Origin of the sequence: Pseudomonas sp. SWRI68 (assembly GCF_014269165.1) — a bacterium.
In the GTDB taxonomy this organism is placed as follows: domain Bacteria; phylum Pseudomonadota; class Gammaproteobacteria; order Pseudomonadales; family Pseudomonadaceae; genus Aquipseudomonas; species Aquipseudomonas capeferrum.
Genome location: NZ_JABWRU010000004.1, coordinates 151,023 through 173,620, shown reverse-complemented (window position 1 = coordinate 173,620; position 22,598 = coordinate 151,023). Strand labels below are relative to the sequence as shown.

Sequence of the window (22,598 nt, the reverse complement as noted above, 5' to 3'; positions counted from 1 at the left end):
AGGAACCCTTCGAGATGAGCGAATACTCCCTTTTCACCTCCGAGTCCGTGTCCGAAGGGCATCCGGACAAGATCGCCGACCAGATTTCGGACGCTGTCCTTGATGCCATCATCGCTCAGGACAAATACGCCCGCGTAGCCTGCGAAACCCTGGTCAAGACCGGTGTCGCCATCATCGCCGGCGAAGTGTCCACTTCCGCCTGGGTCGACCTCGAAGAGCTGGTACGCAAGGTCATCATCGACATCGGCTACAACAGCTCCGACGTCGGCTTCGACGGCGCCACCTGCGCCGTGATGAACATCATCGGCAAGCAGTCGGTAGACATCGCCCAAGGCGTCGACCGCTCCAAGCCGGAAGACCAGGGCGCTGGCGACCAGGGCCTGATGTTCGGCTACGCCAGCAACGAAACCGACGTGCTGATGCCGGCGCCGATCTGCTTCTCGCACCGCCTGGTCGAGCGCCAGGCCGAAGCGCGCAAGTCCAAGCTGCTGCCGTGGCTGCGCCCGGACGCCAAGTCGCAGGTCACCTGCCGCTACGAAAACGGCAAGGTGGTCGGTATCGATGCCGTCGTCCTGTCCACCCAGCACAACCCTGAGGTGTCGCAAAAAGACCTGCAGGAAGCGGTGATGGAGCTGATCGTCAAGCACACCCTGCCGGCCGAGTTGCTGCACAAGGGCACCCAGTACCACATCAACCCGACCGGCAACTTCATCATCGGTGGCCCGGTGGGTGACTGCGGCCTGACTGGGCGCAAGATCATCGTCGACTCCTACGGCGGCATGGCCCGTCACGGTGGTGGCGCGTTCTCCGGCAAGGACCCGTCCAAGGTCGACCGTTCGGCCGCCTATGCCGGCCGCTACGTGGCCAAGAACATCGTTGCTGCCGGCCTGGCCGAGCGCTGCGAGATCCAGGTGTCCTACGCCATCGGCGTGGCCCAGCCGACGTCCATCTCGATCAACACCTTCGGTACCGGCAAGGTCTCGGACGAGAAGATCGTACAGCTGGTGCGCGAGTGCTTCGACCTGCGCCCGTACGCCATCACCAAGATGCTCGACCTGCTGCACCCGATGTACCAGGAAACCGCTGCCTACGGCCACTTCGGCCGCACGCCACAGCAGAAGACTGTCGGCGACGACACCTTCACCACCTTCACCTGGGAGCGCACCGACCGCGCCCAGTCGCTGCGTGACGCTGCCGGGCTGTAATTTTCCTACAGCGGTAAACGAAAGCCCCTGCCGAGCGATCGGCAGGGGCTTTTGCTTTTCAGGTTTTCGCCGTGAGCGTTGTGACATATCGACTGACAACTGCTCACAGCGACCAGCGCGCTACCTGCCTAGGCTGAAGGCTCCTCCCGCCATGCAAGGATGCTGGCCATGCCGTTCATACTGCTATTTGCACTGCTGCTCTCACTGCAGGCCTCGCTGGCAAAGGCCGCCTCATGCCCCGACTGGCCCATGCAACAAGCCGAAACCGAAGTTGCCCACCTGCGCGACACACTTGCCCAATGGGATGACCACTACCACCGCCAGGGCATCGCGCTGGTGGCAGATGAGCTGTATGACCAAAGCCGACAACGCCTGCACCACTTGCAGCAATGTTTCGGCCTGCTGGCAGGACTTGACCCCCTGGCGACTGCACGTGGCCCGGTTCCCCACCCCATCCCGCATACCGGCGTCGACAAGCTCGCCGACGAGCAGGCCGTTGGCCGCTGGATGGCTGGCAAGACGGGCCTGTGGATACAGCCCAAGGTCGATGGCGTGGCGGTCTCCGTTCGCTATCGGCAGGGGCAGCTGGTGCAGTTGCTGAGCCGCGGTGATGGGGTGCAAGGGCACGACTGGAGCCGCCATATCCCTCGGCTCGGCGCCATCACACGGCAGCTGCCCCAAGCGCGCGACCTGGTGCTGCAAGGTGAGCTGTACCTGCGCCTGGACGCACATATCCAAGCCCAGGCCGGCAGTGCCAATGCGCGCGGGACCGTGGCCGGGCTGCTCGCCCGCAAGCAGTTCAGCGTGGAACAAGGGGCCGGCATCGGCTTGTTCGTCTGGGACTGGCCACAAGGCCCCGTTAGCCAGGCCGAACGGGTCTCGCAACTGGCGCAACTGGGCTTCCCAGACAGCCAGCGCTACAGCATCGCGATCGACTCCGCCACCCAAGCCGCGCACTGGCGCCAGCACTGGTACCGCTCACCCCTGCCCTTCGCCACCGATGGCGTGATTCTGCGCCAGGGTACGCGGCCGCCCGCCGAGCGCTGGCAGGCCAAGGCCCCTTACTGGCTCGCAGCCTGGAAACACCCTTACGCCCAAGCCCTGGCAGACGTGCGCGAAGTTAGCTTGCGGGTCGGCCGCACCGGGAGGATCACACCGGTGCTGCAGCTTCAACCGGTCAAACTGGACGACCGGCGGATCACCCAGGTAAGCCTGGGGTCACTGGCCCGCTGGCAGCACCTCGACATTGCCCCGGGTGACCAGGTGGCAATCAGCCTGGCAGGGCTGACCATCCCGCGTTTCGAGCGCGTGGTGCATCGCGCGGCCGTGCGCCAACCGGTGGAGGTGCCGCCGCCAGGGCGCTATCACCCGCACAGTTGCTGGCACGCAGGCGATGGCTGCAACGAGCAGTTCATCGCACGGCTCACATGGCTCAGTGGCAAGCAGGGGCTGGCCATGCCACGCACCGGGCCGGGTACGTGGCGGCGCCTGGTCGATGCGGGGTTGGTTACCTCGACGACAGACTGGCTGCACCTCGATGCCCAGCGCCTGAGTGAGGTGCCAGGTATCAGCGAAGCGACGGCCGCACAGCTGGTGAACAGCTTCGAGGGCGCGCGGTCACAACCTTTTGCCCGATGGCTGCGGGCGCTTGGCGTGCCCGCACCCGGCGGCATGCAACTGGAAGGTGACTGGGCTCAGCTATCCTTGCGTACTGCCGGTGACTGGCAGGCATTGCCGGGTATCGGCGCCGTACGCGCGCATCAGCTTGAAGCGTTTTTCATGGCCCACGAGGTACGAGCCATCGCAGTGCGGTTGAACGAGGCCGGCGTCAACGCATTCCAATTCAGCGACAAAGCCCCCGCGCAATGATTTATTACCAAAATCCATGTAAGGAAAGTCTGAATATCGACCAGAAAAAACCAACAAGGGTTTCTAAATAGGCAAAACCAAGGCAGGATTTCCCCCAACTTTTCTGCCCGCCCCGTTCAGGAGGCTTTTCATGAAACGTATTTCGACTCTTTTCCTGCTCGCAACCCTTGGTCTGGCTGCTGGCGCGGTGCAGGCTGCCCAGCCAGATGCCGGCCTGACCGGTTGCGACGCCAAACGCAGCGCGATCGAGAACCAGCTGAAGATTGCCCGTGAACATGGCAACAGCGACCAGGTCGCTGGGCTCGAGCAGGCATTGGAAGGCGTAAAAAACTGCACCGATAACAGCCTGCGCAAAGAGCGCGAACAAAAAGTGCTCGATGCACGTCATGAAGTCGCACAGCGCGAAAAAGACCTGAAGAAAGCCGAGAAAAAAGGCGACGCCGAAAAGATAAACAAGCGTAAAGACAAGCTCGCAGAGTCCCGGAAGGAACTGCAGGAAGCAGTAGACGAACTGGACCGCTGACAGGCCCTGCTTATGCTGCCTGCCCTGGCTCCATCAGCGGTTTCCCGGTGATGGAGCCAGGGCATTTACCCTCAATGATTGCGAAACTCGGTATGACAGGCCTTGCATGCTGCCTCGACCTTGTCCATCGGCCCTTTCAATTGCGCAGCGTCCAGCGGCTGGCCCCGAGTCGCATCGACCAGCTCGCCAGTCACGCCCTCCAGTTGCCGAGCAAGGTCATGGAAACGCGCCTGACGCTCCCACACCGCTGCTCGTGCACTGCTGTCGCCGCCATCGCGCGCCTGCGGGAAGTGCTGCCACGGCTGCTGCGACAGGGTGTCGAGCTTCACGGCCCCCTCGGCAAACTTCACCCCGTCGAAGGGCAAACGACCGCGCAACATGCCGCCCAGGTCTTCGCTGGCCTTGAGCATGTCCTTGAAGATCACCTTACGCTTGCCCAACGGCGAATTCGGGTCAACACGGTCACAGGCATTCAGGGCCAGGGCTGCGAGCAGAACAACGGTCAATCGCTTGAACATCACGGTCACTACGGCCTACGAAAATGGGCAGCCAGTATCGCTGCCCAGGGGCCAAACACCAATAGCCACATAAAAAACAGGGGCGAATATTCATCTTCGCCCGTGACAGGAAGCCCCACATGAAATCTGCCCTGCGCCACCTGGCCTGGACACTCCCGGCGCTGGCCCTGCTGGCCGGCTGCAACGGCGGCGAAAGCGCCAAGCCAGAGCCCCATGCCATTGCCACCTATGCCAACGCCACCTGGCAGGACCTGCCCAGCGTCAGCGACGCCGACCTGGTTGCCGGCTTCCACGCGTGGCGTAATGGTTGCGAGAAGCTCAAGCGCGACACAGTCTGGGCCGCCACCTGCGAGGCCGCTGCCAGCGTGCCCGACGATGCCCTGCAGATACGCGCCTTCCTGCAGCAGAACCTGCAGGTCTATGGCCTGCGCTCGGCCGAAAACAATGCCAACGGCCTGATCACCGGTTACTACGAGCCGGTCTACCCCGGCAGCCTGAAGCCTACCGAGGCCAACCACGTCGCAGTTTACGGCGTGCCCGACGACATGATCGTGGTCGACTTGGCCAGCGTGTACCCAGAGCTCAAGGGCAAGCGCTTGCGTGGGCGCCTGGACGGTCGCGTGCTCAAGCCTTACGACACCGCCGAGGTGATCAACCGTGAGGGCGTCAAGGCACCGGTGCTGGCCTGGCTGACCGACCCGATGGACCTGCAGTTCCTGCAGATCCAGGGTTCGGGCCGGGTACAACTGGAAGATGGCCGCCAACTGCGCCTGGGCTACGCCGACCAGAACGGCCACCCCTATCGGCCGATAGGCCGCTGGCTGGTGGAGCAGGGCCAATTGAAGAAGGAAGAGGTGAGCATGGGCGCCATTCACGCCTGGGCCCAGGCCAACCCACAGCGAGTACCGGAATTGCTCGCCAGCAACCCCAGCTACGTGTTTTTCAGCACCCGCCCCGACAGCAACGAAGGCCCGCGCGGCTCGCTCAATGTGCCATTGACGGCAGGGTACAGTGTGGCAATCGACCGCAAGGTGATTCCGCTGGGCAGCCTGCTCTGGTTGTCGACCACGCGCCCGGACGGTACGCCGGTGGTGCGGCCGGTAGGCGCTCAGGATACGGGCGGAGCCATTGCTGGCGAAGTGCGTGCGGACCTGTTCTGGGGCACCGGGCCTGAGGCAGGCGAGCTGGCCGGTAACATGAAGCAGCAGGGGCAGATCTGGATGTTGTGGCCGAAAGGCAAACCGCTGCCTGAAGTGCCGAAAGTCCTTTGATACGGTGCTGAATGCTTCGCGGGTAAACCCGCCCCCACAGGGATCGCAATGGCCCCTGTGGGAGCGGGTTTACCCGCGAAAAGGGCGACGATTCAGGCCGAAACGACGAAGAACGACACGATCAGCGCCAACCCGGCAAACCACACCAGCGAGCGCAACGCCGCCCAGTCCGCCAGGTAGCAGATGATGTAGAGCAGCCGACTGGTGATGTACATCACGCCCAGCACGTCCTGCGTCACTTGTTCGGCATTGCCGACGATATCGGCCACCAGCACGGCCGCCGCAAATGCCGGAAACGCCTCGTAGCTGTTCTGCTGCGCGGCGTGGGCACGGCGCGGCAGGCCCGATAGCGTATCGAGGAAGGCGCGCGGGTCGTGATTGTCCTTGAGGCCGAAACGGCCACTGCTCACCTTGGCGATCAACGCACAAAGCGGCGGCAGTGCCAGCGCGATCAGGATGCACCACAGGGCAACGGTCATGGACAGGACTCCTTGTTCAATAATCGGGTTAGAGCTTCATTACCAGCATGCCTGCCAGTACCAGCCCGCAAGCTAGGAGTCTTGGCCCGCCAAAAGGTTCTTTGAGGTAGCGCATGCCAAACAGCACCACCAGAATTACGCTCAACTCTCGCAACGCTGCCGCTTCGGCCACCGACCCCAGGTGCATGGCCCACAGCACCAGGGCATAACTGAACAACACGCAAAACCCAACGGCCAACCCCAGCCGCCATTGGGTTCGCCAGAACAGCACGAAGGGTGCCCGCCGCGCCACACTGGCCAGCAGCGGGAAGGGCCAGGCGCTGAGCAAGGTCAGCCATACCAGGTAGTCCCACGGCTTGCCCCACAGCCGCACCGCCTGCCCATCGAACCAGGTGTAGCAACCGATGCATAGGCCAATCAGCGCCACTACCGGCAACATCGACCACGGCAGGCGATCACCCCCTCCCCCCTGCCAGAGCAGGCACGCCATGCCGCAAGGGATGAGCAGGATGCCGATGATCTGCTGCTGGCTCAGTGACTCCCCGGCAAACGCCAGGGTCAGCCCCAGCACCACCAACGGCGACAAGCCACGCATCAGAGGATAGACCAGCCCCAGGTCACCGACCCGATAGGCCTGGATCAGCAGGAAACGGTACAGCTGCTCAGCCAGCGCCGAGGCGATCAGCCAGGGCCAGATTTCAGCGGGGGGCACCTCGACGAAGGCGACGGCGAGCACGGCGAAGGCCAGTGCGACGGTGTCCATGCTGGCGATCACCAACAGGCGCTCGCCGCTGAATTTGATCAGGGTGTTCCAGGTCGCATGCAGCAAGGCGGCGACCAGTACCAGGGAAGTTGCCAACACGCCGTGAGGTCCTTGTGACGTAATTGAGGCCTGAATATATCGCCTTCAGATGGGCGCAGTCTGGCATGTGCAAGACGAAAGTTCTTCAGCGCCTATGAGATCGAGCACCGCCCGCGCGGCGCTCGATCTCATAGGCGCAAAAGCCCTAAAGGCATGCACCTGACAGCCCCAACACGCCCTAAACCCAACACATCCGGAACGATTCCAACAATTCCGGTCAAATCGTGTGTCCCGAACCCCTCGCCAGGTCATCAAAGAACTGCCCGAGCCATTCGGGTACGACTTGGAAGCCACTGTTACAGGATTCGGGATGCTTGAATTAGTTGCCGCGTTTATCTGCCTCACCACCCTCCTCACCTACGTCAACTACCGCTTCATCGGCCTGCCACCCGCCATTGGCGTGATGGTCACCGCGTTATTGTTCTCCCTGATGCTGCAGGGCCTGAGCCTGATCGGCTTCCCTGGCCTGGAAGAACGCGTCGAAGGCCTGATGAACCAGATCGACTTCAACGATTTGCTGATGCACTGGATGCTGGCGTTCCTGCTGTTCGCCGGCGCCTTGCACGTCAACCTCTCGGACCTGCGCAGCTATCGCTGGCCGATCGGCCTGCTGGCCACTATCGGCGTGCTGATCGCAACCGTGGTCATCGGCTACCTGTCGCATTGGGTGTTCGCGATGTTCGGCTGGCAGGTGCCGCTGATCTATTGCCTGCTGTTCGGCGCGCTGATTTCGCCCACCGACCCGATTGCCGTGCTCGGCGCATTGCGTACCGCCAATGCATCCAAGCCCCTGAAAACCACCATCGTCGGCGAATCGCTGTTCAACGATGGCACCGCAGTCGTGGTGTTCACCGTGCTGCTGGGCATCATCCAGCTGGGCGAAACCCCCAGTGCCTACGACACGGCGGTGCTGTTCGCCCGCGAGGCCATTGGCGGCGTGGTATTCGGCGGCCTGATCGGCTACGCCACCTACCGCATGATCAAGAGCATCGAGCAGTACCAAGTCGAGGTCATGCTGACCCTGGCACTGGTCATCGGTGGCTCGGCGATGTGCTACGAGCTGCACGTCTCGGCGCCGATCGCCATGGTGGTGGCCGGCCTGATCATCGGCAACATGGGGCGCAACCTGGCGATGAACGATATGACCCGTCGCTACATGGACGGTTTCTGGGAGTTGATCGATGACATGCTCAACGCCTTGCTGTTCGCGCTGATCGGCCTGGAGCTTCTGCTGCTGCCGTTCAACTGGATGCACCTGGCGGCCGGTAGCGTGCTGGCGTTGGCGGTACTGCTGTCGCGGCTGTTGACCGTGGCCCCGGCAATCGTGCTGCTGCGGCGCTGGCGCCCGGTCCCCAAAGGCACTGTGCGGGTGCTGACCTGGGGTGGTTTGCGCGGTGGGGTTTCGGTGGCCCTGGCGCTGTCGCTGCCGCTGGGCGAAGAGCGTGACCTGCTGCTGTCGATCACCTATATCGTGGTGCTGTCGTCGATCCTGGTGCAGGGGCTGAGCATTGGCCGCGTGGTGCGCAAGGTCAGCGCCCAACCCTGAAAAACCACGGGGCCGCTTTGCGGCCCCCGGGTTTTCACTCCACCGCAGAATCCGGGAACTGGTCCTGCACGTACTTGATCTCGGTCCGCCCATGCGCCGCTGGCTGGCCATCTTCACCCAAGTTGACGAAGACCATCTTGTCGACCGTCAGGATGCTCTTGCGGGTGATCTTGTTACGCACCTCACACTTGAGGGTGATCGAGGTACGGCCAAACTCGGTTGCGGTAATACCCAGCTCGATGATGTCGCCCTGGCGCGATGCACTGACGAAGTTGATCTCCGACATGTACTTGGTCACCACACGCTGGTTGCCCAGCTGGACGATGGCGTAGATGGCCGCCTCCTCGTCGATCCAGCGCAACAGGCTGCCACCGAACAGGGTGCCATTGGGGTTGAGGTCTTCGGGTTTTACCCATTTGCGGGTGTGAAAGTTCATCTGTACTCCTGACCTGCTTGGCTAACGTGTACTCATGATGGCAGAGCCGCCGTCACCGCTCCATTGAACATCGACTATCGTCTCGATTAATCGACAGAAAACCTTGGGCGAAGGTCCCGGTCACGGCTATAATCTGTGCCGTTTTACATGGCCACCCGCCGCGGGGCCATGCCCGCCACCTGTCCGAGGGGCGCTGCAGCAGGCTAGACCTGTCAGGCTCGGATGGGGCGTTGTCCGCTCCTGCGGACGCTCAACGCACAACGGCGCCCATTCGCACACTACGAATGGAGGCTCTCATGAGCGCTGTAAACACGCCTGCTGGTTTTACCGATTTCAAAGTCGCTGACATCTCCCTGGCCGCCTGGGGCCGTCGCGAAACCATCATCGCCGAATCGGAAATGCCTGCACTGATGGGCCTGCGCCGTAAGTATCTCGCCGAGCAACCGCTCAAAGGCGCGAAGATCCTGGGCTGCATCCACATGACCATTCAGACCGCCGTGCTGATCGAAACCCTGGTTGCCCTGGGTGCCGAGGTGCGCTGGTCGTCCTGCAACATCTTCTCCACCCAGGACCAGGCCGCTGCCTCCATCGCCGCCGCCGGTATCCCTGTGTTCGCCTGGAAAGGTGAAACCGAGGAAGAGTACGAGTGGTGCCTGGAGCAGACCATCCTCAAGGATGGCCAGCCATGGGACGCCAACATGATCCTCGACGACGGCGGCGACCTGACCGAGCTGCTGCACAAGAAATACCCGGCCGTGCTGGACCGCGTCCACGGTGTGACAGAAGAAACCACCACCGGCGTGCACCGCCTGCTGGACATGCTGGCCAAGGGCGAGCTGAAAGTCCCGGCGATCAACGTCAACGACTCGGTCACCAAGAGCAAGAACGACAACAAGTACGGCTGCCGTCACAGCTTGAACGACGCCATCAAGCGCGGCACCGACCACCTGCTGTCGGGCAAGCAAGCCCTGGTGATCGGCTACGGTGACGTGGGCAAGGGCTCGGCCCAGTCCCTGCGTCAGGAAGGCATGATCGTCAAGGTCACCGAAGTCGACCCGATCTGCGCCATGCAGGCGTGCATGGACGGCTTCGAGCTGGTCTCGCCGTTCATCGACGGCATCAACGATGGCAGCGAAGCCAGCATCGACAAGGCCCTGCTGGGCAAGATCGACCTGATCGTCACCACCACCGGTAACGTCAACGTCTGCGACGCCAACATGCTCAAGGCCCTGAAAAAGCGCGCCGTGGTGTGCAACATCGGCCACTTCGACAACGAGATCGACACCGCCTTCATGCGCAAGCACTGGGCCTGGGAAGAGGTCAAGCCGCAGGTACACAAGATCCACCGTACCGGCGCTGGCGATTTCGACCCGCAAAACGACGACTACCTGATCCTGCTGGCCGAAGGCCGCCTGGTGAACCTGGGTAACGCCACCGGTCACCCAAGCCGCATCATGGACGGTTCGTTCGCCAACCAGGTGCTGGCCCAGATCTTCCTGTTCGAGCAGAAGTACGCCGACCTGTCGGCCGAGAAGAAAGCCGAGCGCCTGACCGTTGAAGTGCTGCCCAAGAAACTCGACGAAGAAGTGGCCCTGGAAATGGTCCGCGGCTTCGGCGGCGTCGTCACCAAACTGACCGCGCAGCAAGCCGAGTACATCGGTGTGACTGTCGAAGGCCCGTTCAAGCCGCACGCCTACCGCTACTGATAAGCGGCAAGCTTGAAGCTGCAAGCGGCAAGAAAAGGCGCCCCGTGCCGCTGTCGCTTGTGGTTCATGCACTAACGATCTTGAACGATGCCAAGCCAGATCGGCCATCACCGATCTGGCTTTTACTTGCAGCTTGCCGCTAGCAGCTTGCTGCTTGAGGAAAGAGTGATGTCACAAGAACGCCGCTACAGCTTCGAATTCTTCCCGACCAAGACCGATGCCGGTCACGAAAAGCTGATGGGCGTTGCCCGCCAGCTGGCCACCTACAACCCGGACTTCTTCTCCTGCACCTACGGTGCCGGCGGCTCTACTCGCGACCGCACGCTGAACACCGTGCTGCAGCTGGAAAGTGAAGTGAAGGTACCTGCCGCGCCGCACCTGTCGTGCGTTGGCGATAGCAAAGAAGAGCTGCGCAGCCTGCTGGCCGAATATCAGGCAGCGGGCATCAAGCGTATCGTCGCCCTGCGCGGCGACCTGCCCTCGGGCATGGGCATGGCCAGCGGCGAGCTGCGCTATGCCAGCGACCTGGTCGAGTTCATCCGCCAGGAAACCGGTGATCACTTCCACCTGGAAGTGGCCGCCTACCCCGAGATGCACCCGCAGGCGCGCAACTTCGAGATCGACCTTGCCAACTTCGTGCACAAGGTCAAAGCCGGTGCCGACAGCGCCATCACCCAGTACTTCTTCAACGCCGACAGCTATTTCTACTTTGTCGAGCGTGCGCAGAAACTGGGCGTCGAGATCCCGGTGGTGCCCGGCATCATGCCGATCACCAACTACAGCAAGCTGGCACGCTTCTCCGACGCCTGTGGCGCCGAGATCCCGCGCTGGATCCGCAAGCAACTGGAAGCCTATGCCGACGACACCGCCAGTATCCAGGCATTCGGCGAAGAAGTGATCACCCGCATGTGCGAACAGCTGCTGCAAGGCGGCGCACCGGGCCTGCACTTCTATACGTTGAACCAGGCCGAAGCGAGCCTTGCGATCTGGAACAACCTGAAGCTGCCTCGCTGAAACTTCTTGGCAATATCTGCTTAAGAAATGATTAAGGCTTTGGTCATAGACTAAGGCCTTATTTATTTCGGGTTAAACAGGTCTTGCCTGACATGCAGCATCCCCAGCCATCGCGCCCTCAGCTCGTCTACCTGGCTTTCGGCCCGGCCACCTACCATCAGGAAGCCTGCTTCAGCATCGTCAGTGCCCTTGCCCACTTGGGCCGGTCGGCAGACGAGGCCCTGGACATCCAGGTCTACACCGACAACCCAGCGCCGTATGCCAAGCTGCCGGTCACGGTGCATCTGCTCGACGAAGCCACGCGCACAGCGTGGAATGCGCCCCACGGTTATCACTTTCGCAGCAAGCACGCGCTGCTCCGCCAGGTGCTCGAGCAGCACCCACTGGCCATACTGATCGATACCGACACCTTCTTCCGGCAATCGCCGATGCGCCTGTTCGAGCGCGTCAAGCCCGGCCAACTGCTGTGCAACGCCATCGGTGGCCGCTACGGCGCCAACCAGAAGTGCCCGTTGTACAAGAACCTGATGGCCGTTCTCCAGAGCCGAGGCCTGGCCGATTGCCAGATGCCGCTGATCAACTCTGGCGTGATCGGGCTCAGCGCCGAAGACGCGCCGACCCTGGACCACTCCATCGCCATGATGGACGAGTTCTACCCACTGGCCCGCGAGGCTTACACCCTGGAGGAGTTCTGCCTGGCGGTGGCGGCCTACCGCAGGCTGAAGGTGGCCGAATGCACCGACGTCATTCACCACTACTGGAGCCGCAAAGCCCAGTTTCGCGCCAAGATCCAGGCCTGGCTACGCAAGCACGGCGATGCGCCGCTTGGCGAGGCGGCGCTGGCCGATGTCGCACGGGTCAACGATCAACTGCCACGGCCGCCAACCCTGCACCGTTTGGGCTACAAGGCACTGAGCCTGACCCTGCCCCGAAACGAGCGGCAGTTTGCCCGCGAATTGCTTTACGGCAGCTACCCCTACCCCAATGAATTCGACCGCGCCTGTGCATCGGCCTGGTGGGACAAAGCCTTGGAAAACTTCAATGCGCGCCACGGCCGCATCGAGCCCGAACAGTTGCGCCAGTGTCTGCGCCACCCGGGCTTGCGCCTGTCGCTGGGGGCGCGGCGCAAGGATATCGAAGCGCACCTGTTAAGCTCGGCGCAGGCCTGAACAGCCTCCTCTTACTGGCCTTGAGCAGGCCGAGCGCGTAATCTGCGGGCCATGTCCGCCATCATCCGCCTGTTCTGGATCCTGCTGCTCGCCTGCCTGAGCCCGTTGGCCCTGGCCGAACGCTTGCGCCTGGTGTCCGACGACTGGGCGCCGTATATCTACCAGCAGAAAGGCCAGCCCCGAGGTATCGATTACGAGGTCACCACCCAGGTCTTCAAGCGCTTGGGTGTAGAGGTGGAATGGCAGTTTCTACCCTGGAAGCGCTGCCTGGCGATGATCGAGCAAGGGCTGGCGGACGGTATTGTCGATATCTTTCAGATCGACGCGCGCAGGCCTTTTCTGATCTACCCGTCGGAGCCCATGTCGGATGTCGAGTTCGTGCTGTTTCAGGCCCGCAGCCGTCGGCACGCAGTGACCGGCCTGAATGACCTCGCTGGCCTCAGCGTAGGCACATCGCCCGGCTATACCTACGGCGCGGCCTTCAACGACTCGCCCCGTTTCCGACGCGAAGCAGCCCCCACCCATGAAGCCAACTTCGGCAAGTTGATGCTTGGCCGTATCGATCTGCTGATTACCGACCGCAGGGTTGGCCGCTACCTGATGCGTCAACTGGGCCTGGAACAGCAGGTCGAAGAACTGCCGCTGGTGATCAGCCGACAGACGCAGTACCTGGGGCTGACCCGCAAACCTGGGCGCGAAGCGTTGGCCCAGGCGTTCGCTGAAGAATTGCAGCGCTTCAAGCAAGAACCCGCCTATGCCGCCATCAACAACCGCTACACAGGCGACATCGGAAACATTCTCAACGCCGTTGAGCAGCAGGAAAGCAGCACGCCGCGATAGCTCTGTTATACTCGGGCCTTCCCGCCAGGCTTACGCCCGGACGCTCGGCCTAGCAACAGGCATCCCGATCGGCATCGACGCCCTACCGCGTCAGCCCTCCGCTTCCTGGATGTGCAGTGAAAGCCAAGCTGGACCGGACGCGATCGCATCTCACCGATGCCCGTCGCGCCAGGCAGAACATCCCAACGGGCCCAGCCCACACGAGAACAGGATCGCCCATGTCCTTTGCTTCCCTCGGTCTCTCCGAGGCTCTTGTCCGCGCTATCGAGGCTGCGGGCTATACCCAGCCGACTCCGGTGCAACAGCGGGCTGTTCCCGCCGTGTTGCAAGGCCGCGATCTGATGGTCGCCGCACAGACAGGTACTGGTAAAACCGGCGGTTTTGCCTTGCCGATCCTCGAGCGCCTGTTCCCCGGTGGCCACCCCGACAAGTCGCAGCGCCATGGCCCACGCCAGCCCCGCGTACTGGTCCTGACCCCGACCCGCGAACTGGCGGCCCAGGTGCATGACAGCTTCAAGGTCTATGCCCGTGACCTGCCACTGGTCAGCGCCTGCATCTTCGGCGGCGTCGGCATGAACCCGCAGATCCAGGCCATCGCCAAAGGTGTCGACGTCCTGGTGGCGTGCCCTGGTCGCCTGCTCGACCTGGCCGGTCAAGGCAAGGTTGACCTGTCCCATGTAGAAATTCTGGTCCTCGATGAAGCCGACCGCATGCTCGACATGGGCTTCATCCACGACGTCAAGAAGGTCCTCGCCCGACTGCCGACCAAGCGCCAGAACCTGCTGTTCTCGGCCACCTTCTCCAAAGACATCACCGACCTGGCCGACAAGCTCCTGCACAACCCGGAGCGCATCGAAGTCACGCCGCCCAACACCACGGTCGAACGCATCGAGCAGCGCATCTACCGCCTGCCCGCCAGCCACAAGCGTGCACTGCTGGCACACCTGATCACCCTGGGTGCCTGGGAACAGGTATTGGTGTTCACCCGTACCAAGCACGGCGCCAACCGCCTGGCCGAGTACCTGGAAAAGCACGGCCTGACCGCCGCCGCCATCCACGGCAACAAGAGCCAGAACGCCCGCACCAAAGCCCTGGCCGACTTCAAGGCCAATGCCGTACGGGTGCTGGTTGCCACCGACATCGCCGCCCGCGGCCTGGACATTGATCAGTTGCCCCACGTGGTCAACTTCGAGCTGCCCAATGTCGAAGAAGATTACGTGCACCGTATCGGCCGTACTGGCCGTGCAGGCCGTTCGGGTGAGGCTATTTCCCTGGTCTCGCCAGACGAAGAGAAGCTGCTCAAGAGCATCGAGCGGGTCACCAAGCAGAAGATTGCCGATGGCGACCTGATGGGCTTTGATGCAAGCCAGGTGGAAGCCGAGAAGCCTGAAGTACGCGAACGCCCGCAGAACACCGGCCGTGGCGGTCGCAACCAGCCACGCGGCGAAGGCGGCAAAGACGCCAACGGTGGCCGCAAGGACAAAGGCAAGGATAAAGGCAAGGCCAAGCAGCCCGCTGCCGACAAGCCTGCCGAGAAGGAAAGGTCCGGCGACAAGCCGCAGCAGCGCAAGCCGCGTGACAACAAGCCACGCCAGCAGCAAGCCAGCCAGAACAGCACACCCAAAGCGCCATCTGACCGTGCGCCGGATGAGTTCCTGGATGACGAAGTCGACAACTTCGGCAACCGTGCCGACTACGTCAGCCCGTACCAGGGCAAGAACCAGGGGCGTAACCGTCGTCCTGGTGGTGGTGGCGCTGGTACTGGCGCAGGCCAAAGCCAAGGTGCTGCCCAGCGCAGCAACGGTGGTGGCGGTGGCCAAGCTCGCAATGGCGCCCAGCCACGCAGCACCAGCGGCGAGAAGCGCCCACCGCGCAACAACAACGGTGGCGGTGCACGCCGTGATGGCGGTGGCGGTGGCCGTGGTCGCCCGGCTCGCGATGATGCTGCCCGTCAGGAACCTGCAGTGCGCAGCTCGCGTGAGCCGCAGAACCAGCCGGTGATCATCCGCAAGGAATCCAAGCTCGACCGTTACCCGACGCCTGAGCAACTGGACGATCTGCCAAGCCGCCCACGTGGCGAGCGCCCGGCGCTGCTGACTCGCAACCGCTGATCGTAAAAAGCTGGGGCCGCTGTGCGGCCCTTTCGCGACACAAGGCCGCTCCTACACAGAGCGGCCTTTTGCCGTGAAAGGGCCGCACAGCGGCCCCAGCTTTTTCAGCTACAACACATTACTTCTGCTTCACGCCTTCAAGGCTGATATCCAGGTCCACGGTCTGCGAAGTCGCGCCTGGCCCCTTGATGCCAAAGTCATTCAGGTTCAGCGTGGTGGTGGCGTTGAAGCCAGCACGCTCGCCACCCCATGGGTCCTTGCCTTCACCGTTGAAGGTGGCTTTGAAGGTGACCGGCTTGGTCACGCCGTGCAGGGTCAGGTCACCGGTCACGTCAGCGGTCTTGTCACCGGTCGATTTGACGGCAGTGGAAACAAACTTGGCGTCTGCAAACTTGCCCACATCGAGGAAGTCTTTGCTGGCGATGTGCTTGTCACGCTCGGCGTGGTTGGACCACAGGCTGGCAGTCTTCACGTCGACGCTGATCTTGCTCGCTTCAGGCTTGGCGCTGTCCCAAGTGAAGTTGCCGTCGAAGTCCTTGAAAGTACCGTGGATGAAGCTGTAGCCCAGGTGGCTGATCTTCCAGTCGACGAACGCGTGCTGGCCTTCCTTGTCGATCTTGTACTCGGCGGCCATGGCGCCAGCGGAGAACAGTGCAGTACCGAGCGCCAGAGCGGCAAAAGTCTTTTTCAACATCCTTTCTATTCCTTGCAATTGAGGTTGAGAGTCAAGCTTTGCGGCCCAGCATACGGGTCAGGGTCGCGTCACGGTCGATGAAATGGTGTTTCAATGCTGCCAGGCCATGAAGCACGGCAAAAATCACCAGGCCCCAGGCCAGCCAAAGATGAATCACACCAGCCAGGTCCGCCTGATCGGGCAGGTCGCTGACCAGTGCCGGTACTGCGAACAGGCCGAATACCGGAATACCGACGCCGTCGGCGGTGGAGATCAGGTAACCGGCGATCATCACCGCGAACAGCCCCACGTACAGTGCCAGATGGCCCAGTTTGGCGGCCACGCGGGTAAGTGCCCCGTGGTTGGCCGGCGCCGGCGGTGGCGGGCTGATGAAACGCCAGATCAGACGCAGCAGCATCACCCCCAGCAGCATCAGGCCGATGCTTTTGTGCAAGTCCGGGCCGGCTTTGCGCCAAGGGTCGTAGTAGTCCAGACCGACCATCCACAGCCCCAGGCCGAATAGGCCGAAGACTGCCAGCGCTACACCCCAGTGCAGGATGATGCTGACCACGCCGTAGCGAGAAGGTGAATTGCGCAGTTGCATGTTGGCGTGTTTCCCCGTGAAAGCTGTGCACAGACTAACGCGTAACGTATCGAATAAAAGCGGAAAAAATTGCTTCGGATTATCGAGAAATCCGATATGTATTGTGTAAGCTTCCCATTAAGGAAACATTAACGATAGTTGGATTAACGCGGGCCGCCAGTGCCGGCCCTTAAGCCGGCACTGGGCGGAGGTCAGCCTGCCTTGGCCTGTGTATCGGCCACGGGCTTCTTGGCCGGCGCCGATTTTGCCGTGGCCTTTTTAGCCTCGACAGGCTTGTGCGCCTGTTTTGCCGCCGGCTTGTGTGCTGGCGCATGCTTGGCAGGGGTTACCTTGGTTGCGGCGGGCTCGGCGGCAGCAGGCTTGGCCGCCTCTTGCTTGGCCTCAACTGCCGGTGCAACGGGGGTTGGCGCAGCAGGCGCCGGTGCCACTTCGTCGGCCTTGGCAAGCGGCTCGGCTTTCACCTCGGGCTTGTCAGCCCCGCCAAACAGGCGCGAGAAGAACCCTGGCTTGTCCTGCTTGGCCTCATCTTTCAGCGGCTCGGCCTTGGCGGGGGCTTTTTCAGACTTGTCGGTCTTGCCGGACCCGCCACCGAACATGTTCGAGAAGAACCCGCCCTTGTCCTTGGCCGCAGCAGCACCTGCTGCGGCTGCGGCCGCAACCGGCACAGCCTTGGCGGGGTCGAATGACTTGCCGGCCAACAGGTCCTGTGCCTGGCTGGCCGCACGTTGGCCGCTGCGCAGAGCGCCTTCCAGGGTGCCTGGGTAGAGGGCGTCGGTATGCTCGCCGGCAAAGGTGATGCGCTGCACCGGGCGCTCCCACAGGCGCCAGTACTTGCTGATCTGCCCCGGGCCATAGGCCAGGTAGGCGCCGCCCATACCGGCGTCGGTGCTGTAGCGCTTGACCTCGTAGCCGGTGAACGAGCCACGGGCCTGTGGATAAAACGCGTGCAGGCGGATCAACACCTGGTCGACCATCTGCTTGTCACCGAACGCCTGCAGCAGGCGGGCGTTGTCGCCGGACAGGTTGATCACCACGTTGGCGCCGCCTTTGAGTGCCGGTTCGATCCACAGCATGCCCAGGCCGGCGTTGCTGAAGATTTCGCCAGACATGCGCGCCCGGCTTTCCCACACCGGCTTCTTGAACTTGAGCATCAGCTGGTCGCGCCAGCCATAGTTGGTGCCCTTGATCGCCGCCAGGTGCTGGTTGTCCAGGCCCGGGGTCATCTGGATCTTGGCCAGGGCGCGCAGGGGCACAGCCATGACCAGGTAATCGGCCTGGTAGCCGACGCTGCCCACCTTGACCGTGACGCCGTCCTTGTCCTGGACGATGGCGGTGACCGGCGAGCTGGTCTTGATGGTCTTCAGCTGTTTGACAAAAGCCTGAGCCAGTACCGGGCTGCCACCGGGCAGGCGCGCGGCGCGCAGGTCACGGTCACTGACACCCCGATACACGCGATTCTGCTGGGCGAAATACAGCAGCGACAGGCGTGACGGCTCATCGTAGCGGCTACGGATCTGCTGGTTGACCAGCTGACGCGCAGTGGCCGGCAGTTGCAACTTGTCGAGCCAGGTGGAAACGTTGATCTGGTCGAGGGCGAACAGTGTGCTGGTCGCCTGGGGGTTCAGCGGGTCGTCGATCGACCGGGCCAGGTCATCGAGGGTTTTCTCATAGCGCTTGAGCGCCTCGGCGGTGGCGGGCTGCTTGGTGGCCAGGTCGGTGGCACTGAAATACTCACCGTCGATCAGGTAACCCGGCGTGCGCACGAACTCCGGCGCAGGCAGTGTTTCAAGCTTGAAACGGTCGAGGTACTGGTTGAGCACCGGCTGCGCCTTGGCATTGCCGATCCACTCGCTGGTCGCCAGCCCCGAGCGGCCGCCCATGCCCGATTTGGCTTCCAGCAGCGTCACCTGCCAGCCCTTGTTCTGCAGCTCGTAGGCTGCGGTAAGGCCCGCCAGGCCGCCACCCACCACGATGGCCGTGGGCGTTTTGTCCTTCGCCAGCGCGGCGCCGCTGGACACACCGATCAATACCAACGCGCACAGGCGCACCCAAGCAGCAGCCATGTTGGCGAACTCCGAGTCAGACGTTTCAGAAAAAAAGGGAGGCAGAAATGCCCCGAGACAGATGCGTTAAGAATACGTCAGGTCTGCCAACCCTGCCACCACAGCGACATCAAGTCCTTTTGGCAACTGACATTTTTGTCAGTAGCCAGCTCGCCCCACGGCAGGCGATGCTGACGCGAATGGCCAAACGCCCGCCAGGAGGGCCTGCAGATGATCTTCGAGGAGTGTTTCACTCACGTCGCACGGCAATTTCTCTGGCACAAACAAACCTTGTGCACGGCATCTGGCCTGAGTATTCGCGCCAACAGCACATCCTGGACGGGCTTTCACGAAGCGTTCAGGGGCGACGATGGCACGGAACTGGTAATTGGCGAAAACAGCGATGTGGATATCACCTTCGCCCAAGAGGTCGAATGCTTGCGACTGGAGTACTACGTGGTCAGCGACTTCCTTTGTGACGACCTGCACATGCTGTTCGATACCGAAGGCCACGATTACGACCTGGCTGCTCCCGCGCCACGCAACTTCTACTGGATCACGATCGAAGGCAGCGGTTTTACGGACCTGATGCCCGGCCCCATCTCCACACAACCCTATCACCAGGTCATCGACGGGCCTTTCCGGCGCCTGACCATTTCCACCTCGCAGGCCGGCACCGTACATATTCGCAAGCTCGAATGGACCGGCACCCAGCGTCATTGATGAGCAGCGGTTGTCCTACCCGGCAGCTTTGCTTAGGCTTACGCGGTCCAAGCCAGCAGTGCAGCCAGGAGAAGTACCCATGGGCCTCAACGATCAGTGGATGCAACGTGACCTTAAGGTCCTGTGGCACCCCTGCACCCAGATGAAAGACCACGAGCAGTTGCCGCTGATCCCGATCAAGCGCGGTGAAGGCGTGTGGCTGGAAGACTTCGAAGGCAAACGCTACCTGGACGCCGTGAGCAGTTGGTGGGTCAACGTGTTTGGCCATGCCAACCCGCGCATCAACCAGCGCATCAAGGACCAGGTCGACCAGCTGGAACACGTGATCCTGGCCGGCTTCAGCCACCAGCCGGTAATCGAGCTGTCCGAACGCCTGGTCGCCATGACCCCGGCGGGGCTGGACCGGGTGTTCTACGCCGACAACGGCTCGTCCTGCATCGAAGTCGCGCTGAAGATGAGCTTCCATTACTGGCAGAACATCGGCAAACCCGAGAAGAAGCGCTTTGTCACCCTCACCAACAGCTACCACGGCGAAACCATTGCCGCGATGTCGGTGGGCGACGTGCCGCTGTTTACCGAAACCTACAAGGCGCTGCTGCTCGATACCATCAAGGTGCCCAGCCCGGATTGCTACCTGCGCCCCGACGGCATGAGCTGGGAAGAACACTCGCGCAACCTGTTCCAGGCCATGGAGCAGACCCTGGCCGAACACCACGCCAGCATCAGCGCGGTCATCATCGAGCCGCTGATCCAAGGCGCGGGCGGCATGCGCATGTACCACCCGATCTACCTCAAGCTGCTGCGCGAAGCCTGTGACCGCTACGGCGTGCACTTGATCCACGACGAAATCGCCGTGGGCTTCGGCCGCACCGGGACGATGTTCGCCTGCGAACAGGCGGGTATCCGTCCAGATTTCCTGTGCCTGTCCAAGGCACTGACCGGGGGTTACCTGCCGCTGGCGGCGTGCCTGACCACCGACACCGTGTACCAGGCCTTCTACGACGACTACCCGACGCTGCGCGCGTTCCTCCACTCGCACAGCTACACCGGCAACCCGCTGGCGTGCGCCGCCGCGCTGGCGACGCTGGATATTTTCGCGCAGGACAACGTGATCGAGGCCAACAAGCCCCTGGCCGCACGCATGGCTACGGCCACCGCGCACCTGGCCGATCACCCGCATGTGGCCGAGATCCGCCAGACCGGCATGGCCCTGGCCATCGAGATGGTCCAGGACAAGGCTGGCAAGGTCGCCTACCCCTGGCAGGAACGCCGTGGCTTGAAGGTCTTCGAGCACGCCCTGACCCGTGGCGCCTTGCTGCGCCCGCTGGGCAGCGTGGTGTACTTCCTGCCGCCGTACGTGATCACGCCCGAGCAGATCGACTTCCTTGCCGAGGTGGCCAGTGAAGGCATCGACATCGCCACGCGAGACAGCGTCAGCGTGGCGGTGCCGGCCAACTTCCACCCCGATTTCCGCGACCCGGGCTAACCCAACACCACGCATTCCCTGGTAGGAGCGGCCTTGCGTCGCGAAAGGGGCGCGCAGCGGCCCCGGCGATATGTGTTGCGCCACAGAACCTGGGGCCGCTGCGCGCCCCTTTCGCGACGCAAGGCCGCTCCTACAAGGGTCGATGACTTCTTCACTTTCTGAGCTTAACCATGAGACTGTCCCGCTTCTTCATCGACGCCCCCCTGAGCCTTGGCGAGCATGACTTGCCCGAGGCCCAGGCCCATTACATCGGCCGCGTGCTGCGCATGGCCCCGGGCGATGCCGTGCAACTGTTCGACGGCAGCGGCCAGGAGTTTCGCGGCCAATTGCTCGAAGTCGGCAAGAAAACCGTGCGCGTAGCACTGGACCAGACCCTTGCCGGCCAGGCCGAATCGCCGCTGCACATCCACCTCGGCCAGGGCTTGTCCCGTGGCGAACGGATGGATTGGGCGATCCAGAAAGCCACCGAACTGGGCGCCAATGAAATTACCCCGATCGTCAGCGAACGCTGTGAAGTCCGCCTGAAAGACGAACGCGCCGACAAACGCCTGGCCCACTGGCGCCAGGTGGCCATCAGTGCGTGCGAACAGTGCGGCCGGTCGAGCGTGCCGGTGATTCACTCGCCGGTGACACTGGCCGAATGGGTCAAGCACACCGAGGCCGACCTGAAACTGGTGCTGCACCCGGTGGCCGAACCGCTGACCAGCCACGCCACGCCGTCACGCCTGGCCTTCTTGATTGGCCCCGAAGGTGGCCTGAACGACGCCGAAGTCGACCAGGCCAAGGCCGCCGGCTTCCACGCCGCCCGCCTCGGCCCACGCGTGCTGCGCACCGAAACCGCGCCAGTGGTGGCGTTGTCGGTGGCACAGCAGTTGTGGGGCGACTTTTAACCCAGCGCCTAGCGCACGTAGAACGACACGGCAATGAAGTGCATCACACTGCCGGCGATCACGAACAGGTGCCAGATGCCGTGCCAGTGTCGAAAACGGCTGTCGAAGGCAAAGAAGATGATGCCCACCGTGTAGAACACGCCGCCGGCCGCCAGCCAGGCGAAGCCGGCGGTGCCGAGGCTGCGCAGTAGCGGGTCGACCGCCACCAGGACGATCCAGCCCATCACCGCATAGATGATGATGGACAGCACCCGCGCCTCGGAGCGGGGCTTGATCTCCTGCAGCATGCCGATTACCGCCAGCCCCCACACCACCCCGAACAGGCTCCAGCCCCAAGGCCCACGCAAGCTGACCAGGCAGAATGGCGTATAGCTGCCGGCGATCAGCAGGTAGATCGACAGGTGATCGAGCTTGCGCATGATCACCTTCGCCCGCCCGCGCGTGCTGTGGTAGAGGGTGGAGATGCTGTACAGCAGCAGCAGCGTGCCGCCGTAGATGGAGAAACTGACGATCTTCCAGGGGTCGCCCTGCAGGCCCGCGACGACGATCAGCCAGATGGCACCTATGCAGGCCAGGACGGCACCGACCAGGTGGGTCCAGGCGTTGAAGCGTTCACCGTAATACATGCAAA

General features: G+C 62.7%; 21 protein-coding genes and 1 riboswitch. Of the genes, 13 read left to right on the top strand and 8 right to left on the bottom strand.

Annotated elements, in window-relative coordinates; all coding sequences use genetic code 11:
- Positions 1–14: 14 nt before the first annotated feature.
- The 3 genes from metK (at position 15) to HU770_RS08895 (ending at position 3,597) form a co-directional block, all read left to right on the top strand.
- Positions 15–1,205 carry a methionine adenosyltransferase gene (gene metK / locus HU770_RS08905; protein WP_033701884.1) on the top strand — a complete coding sequence of 397 codons (1,191 nt, stop codon included), beginning with the start codon at positions 15–17 and terminating at the stop codon, positions 1,203–1,205.
- A gap of 168 nt (positions 1,206–1,373) precedes the next feature.
- Positions 1,374–3,074 (top strand): NAD-dependent DNA ligase LigB, encoded by a 1,701-nt coding sequence (ligB, locus tag HU770_RS08900; protein WP_186663498.1) that lies wholly within the window; start codon positions 1,374–1,376, stop codon positions 3,072–3,074.
- Positions 3,075–3,204: 130 nt separating this feature from the next.
- On the top strand, positions 3,205–3,597 hold the full coding sequence (locus HU770_RS08895) for a DUF1090 domain-containing protein (RefSeq protein ID WP_186652831.1): 393 nt from the start codon (positions 3,205–3,207) through the stop codon (positions 3,595–3,597).
- Positions 3,598–3,668: 71 nt separating this feature from the next.
- On the opposite strand, the gene HU770_RS08890 is transcribed toward HU770_RS08895, so the two are convergent.
- The gene (locus tag HU770_RS08890; protein WP_186652833.1) at positions 3,669–4,115 is read right to left on the bottom strand and encodes a cytochrome c; all 447 of its coding nucleotides are present in this window, start codon (positions 4,113–4,115) and stop codon (positions 3,669–3,671) included.
- A 119-nt stretch (positions 4,116–4,234) separates the two neighbouring features.
- Between HU770_RS08890 and HU770_RS08885 the strand changes: the two genes are divergently transcribed.
- Positions 4,235–5,386, top strand: coding sequence for a murein transglycosylase A (locus HU770_RS08885; RefSeq protein ID WP_033701889.1), 1,152 nt, complete (start codon positions 4,235–4,237; stop codon positions 5,384–5,386).
- Positions 5,387–5,478: 92 nt separating this feature from the next.
- On the opposite strand, the gene HU770_RS08880 is transcribed toward HU770_RS08885, so the two are convergent.
- Both HU770_RS08880 and HU770_RS08875 read right to left on the bottom strand, forming a co-directional pair.
- A complete protein-coding gene (locus HU770_RS08880; RefSeq protein WP_033701891.1) occupies positions 5,479–5,865 on the bottom strand; it encodes an MAPEG family protein in 387 nt (128 codons plus the stop codon).
- A gap of 28 nt (positions 5,866–5,893) precedes the next feature.
- Positions 5,894–6,727: an EamA family transporter gene (locus HU770_RS08875; protein ID WP_033701892.1), complete on the bottom strand. Its 834-nt coding sequence runs from the start codon at positions 6,725–6,727 to the stop codon at positions 5,894–5,896.
- A 310-nt stretch (positions 6,728–7,037) separates the two neighbouring features.
- Here HU770_RS08875 and HU770_RS08870 point away from each other — a divergent pair, with 310 nt between their 5' ends.
- The gene (locus HU770_RS08870; protein ID WP_033701893.1) at positions 7,038–8,273 is read left to right on the top strand and encodes a sodium:proton antiporter; all 1,236 of its coding nucleotides are present in this window, start codon (positions 7,038–7,040) and stop codon (positions 8,271–8,273) included.
- Between the two features lie 34 nt (positions 8,274–8,307).
- Here the strand turns inward: HU770_RS08870 and HU770_RS08865 are convergent, their stop codons facing one another.
- Positions 8,308–8,709 carry a hotdog domain-containing protein gene (locus HU770_RS08865; RefSeq protein WP_012312432.1) on the bottom strand — a complete coding sequence of 134 codons (402 nt, stop codon included), beginning with the start codon at positions 8,707–8,709 and terminating at the stop codon, positions 8,308–8,310.
- Positions 8,710–8,888: 179 nt separating this feature from the next.
- Positions 8,889–8,985: riboswitch (S-adenosyl-L-homocysteine riboswitch) on the top strand.
- A gap of 20 nt (positions 8,986–9,005) precedes the next feature.
- Here HU770_RS08865 and ahcY point away from each other — a divergent pair.
- From ahcY to HU770_RS08840, 5 genes are all read left to right on the top strand, one after another.
- Positions 9,006–10,415 carry an adenosylhomocysteinase gene (gene ahcY, locus HU770_RS08860; protein WP_033701894.1) on the top strand — a complete coding sequence of 470 codons (1,410 nt, stop codon included), beginning with the start codon at positions 9,006–9,008 and terminating at the stop codon, positions 10,413–10,415.
- 168 nt (positions 10,416–10,583) lie between these two features.
- Positions 10,584–11,429 (top strand): methylenetetrahydrofolate reductase [NAD(P)H], encoded by an 846-nt coding sequence (gene metF, locus HU770_RS08855; protein ID WP_186652837.1) that lies wholly within the window; start codon positions 10,584–10,586, stop codon positions 11,427–11,429.
- Between the two features lie 92 nt (positions 11,430–11,521).
- Positions 11,522–12,598 (top strand): hypothetical protein, encoded by a 1,077-nt coding sequence (locus HU770_RS08850; protein WP_186663497.1) that lies wholly within the window; start codon positions 11,522–11,524, stop codon positions 12,596–12,598.
- Positions 12,599–12,649: 51 nt separating this feature from the next.
- Positions 12,650–13,438 carry a transporter substrate-binding domain-containing protein gene (locus HU770_RS08845; RefSeq protein ID WP_186652841.1) on the top strand — a complete coding sequence of 263 codons (789 nt, stop codon included), beginning with the start codon at positions 12,650–12,652 and terminating at the stop codon, positions 13,436–13,438.
- Between the two features lie 218 nt (positions 13,439–13,656).
- Positions 13,657–15,549: a DEAD/DEAH box helicase gene (locus tag HU770_RS08840; RefSeq protein WP_047582245.1), complete on the top strand. Its 1,893-nt coding sequence runs from the start codon at positions 13,657–13,659 to the stop codon at positions 15,547–15,549.
- Between the two features lie 118 nt (positions 15,550–15,667).
- Here HU770_RS08840 and HU770_RS08835 read toward each other — a convergent pair whose 3' ends face one another.
- From HU770_RS08835 to HU770_RS08825, 3 genes are all read right to left on the bottom strand, one after another.
- Positions 15,668–16,243, bottom strand: a complete 576-nt coding sequence (locus HU770_RS08835) for a YceI family protein (RefSeq protein WP_033701900.1) — start codon at positions 16,241–16,243, stop codon at positions 15,668–15,670.
- 31 nt (positions 16,244–16,274) lie between these two features.
- Complete coding sequence (locus HU770_RS08830; protein WP_186652845.1) at positions 16,275–16,826, bottom strand: cytochrome b; 552 nt, start codon at positions 16,824–16,826, stop codon at positions 16,275–16,277.
- A 191-nt stretch (positions 16,827–17,017) separates the two neighbouring features.
- Positions 17,018–18,889: a flavin monoamine oxidase family protein gene (locus tag HU770_RS08825; RefSeq protein ID WP_186663496.1), complete on the bottom strand. Its 1,872-nt coding sequence runs from the start codon at positions 18,887–18,889 to the stop codon at positions 17,018–17,020.
- A gap of 210 nt (positions 18,890–19,099) precedes the next feature.
- Here HU770_RS08825 and HU770_RS08820 point away from each other — a divergent pair, with 210 nt between their 5' ends.
- From HU770_RS08820 to HU770_RS08810, 3 genes are all read left to right on the top strand, one after another.
- Positions 19,100–19,591, top strand: a complete 492-nt coding sequence (locus tag HU770_RS08820; protein WP_186663495.1) for a hypothetical protein — start codon at positions 19,100–19,102, stop codon at positions 19,589–19,591.
- Positions 19,592–19,670: 79 nt separating this feature from the next.
- Positions 19,671–21,077, top strand: a complete 1,407-nt coding sequence (locus HU770_RS08815; protein ID WP_033701904.1) for an adenosylmethionine--8-amino-7-oxononanoate transaminase — start codon at positions 19,671–19,673, stop codon at positions 21,075–21,077.
- A gap of 170 nt (positions 21,078–21,247) precedes the next feature.
- A complete protein-coding gene (locus HU770_RS08810; RefSeq protein ID WP_033701905.1) occupies positions 21,248–21,967 on the top strand; it encodes a 16S rRNA (uracil(1498)-N(3))-methyltransferase in 720 nt (239 codons plus the stop codon).
- An 8-nt stretch (positions 21,968–21,975) separates the two neighbouring features.
- Here HU770_RS08810 and HU770_RS08805 read toward each other — a convergent pair whose 3' ends face one another.
- The gene (locus HU770_RS08805; protein WP_033701906.1) at positions 21,976–22,593 is read right to left on the bottom strand and encodes a hemolysin III family protein; all 618 of its coding nucleotides are present in this window, start codon (positions 22,591–22,593) and stop codon (positions 21,976–21,978) included.
- Positions 22,594–22,598: the final 5 nt, after the last annotated feature.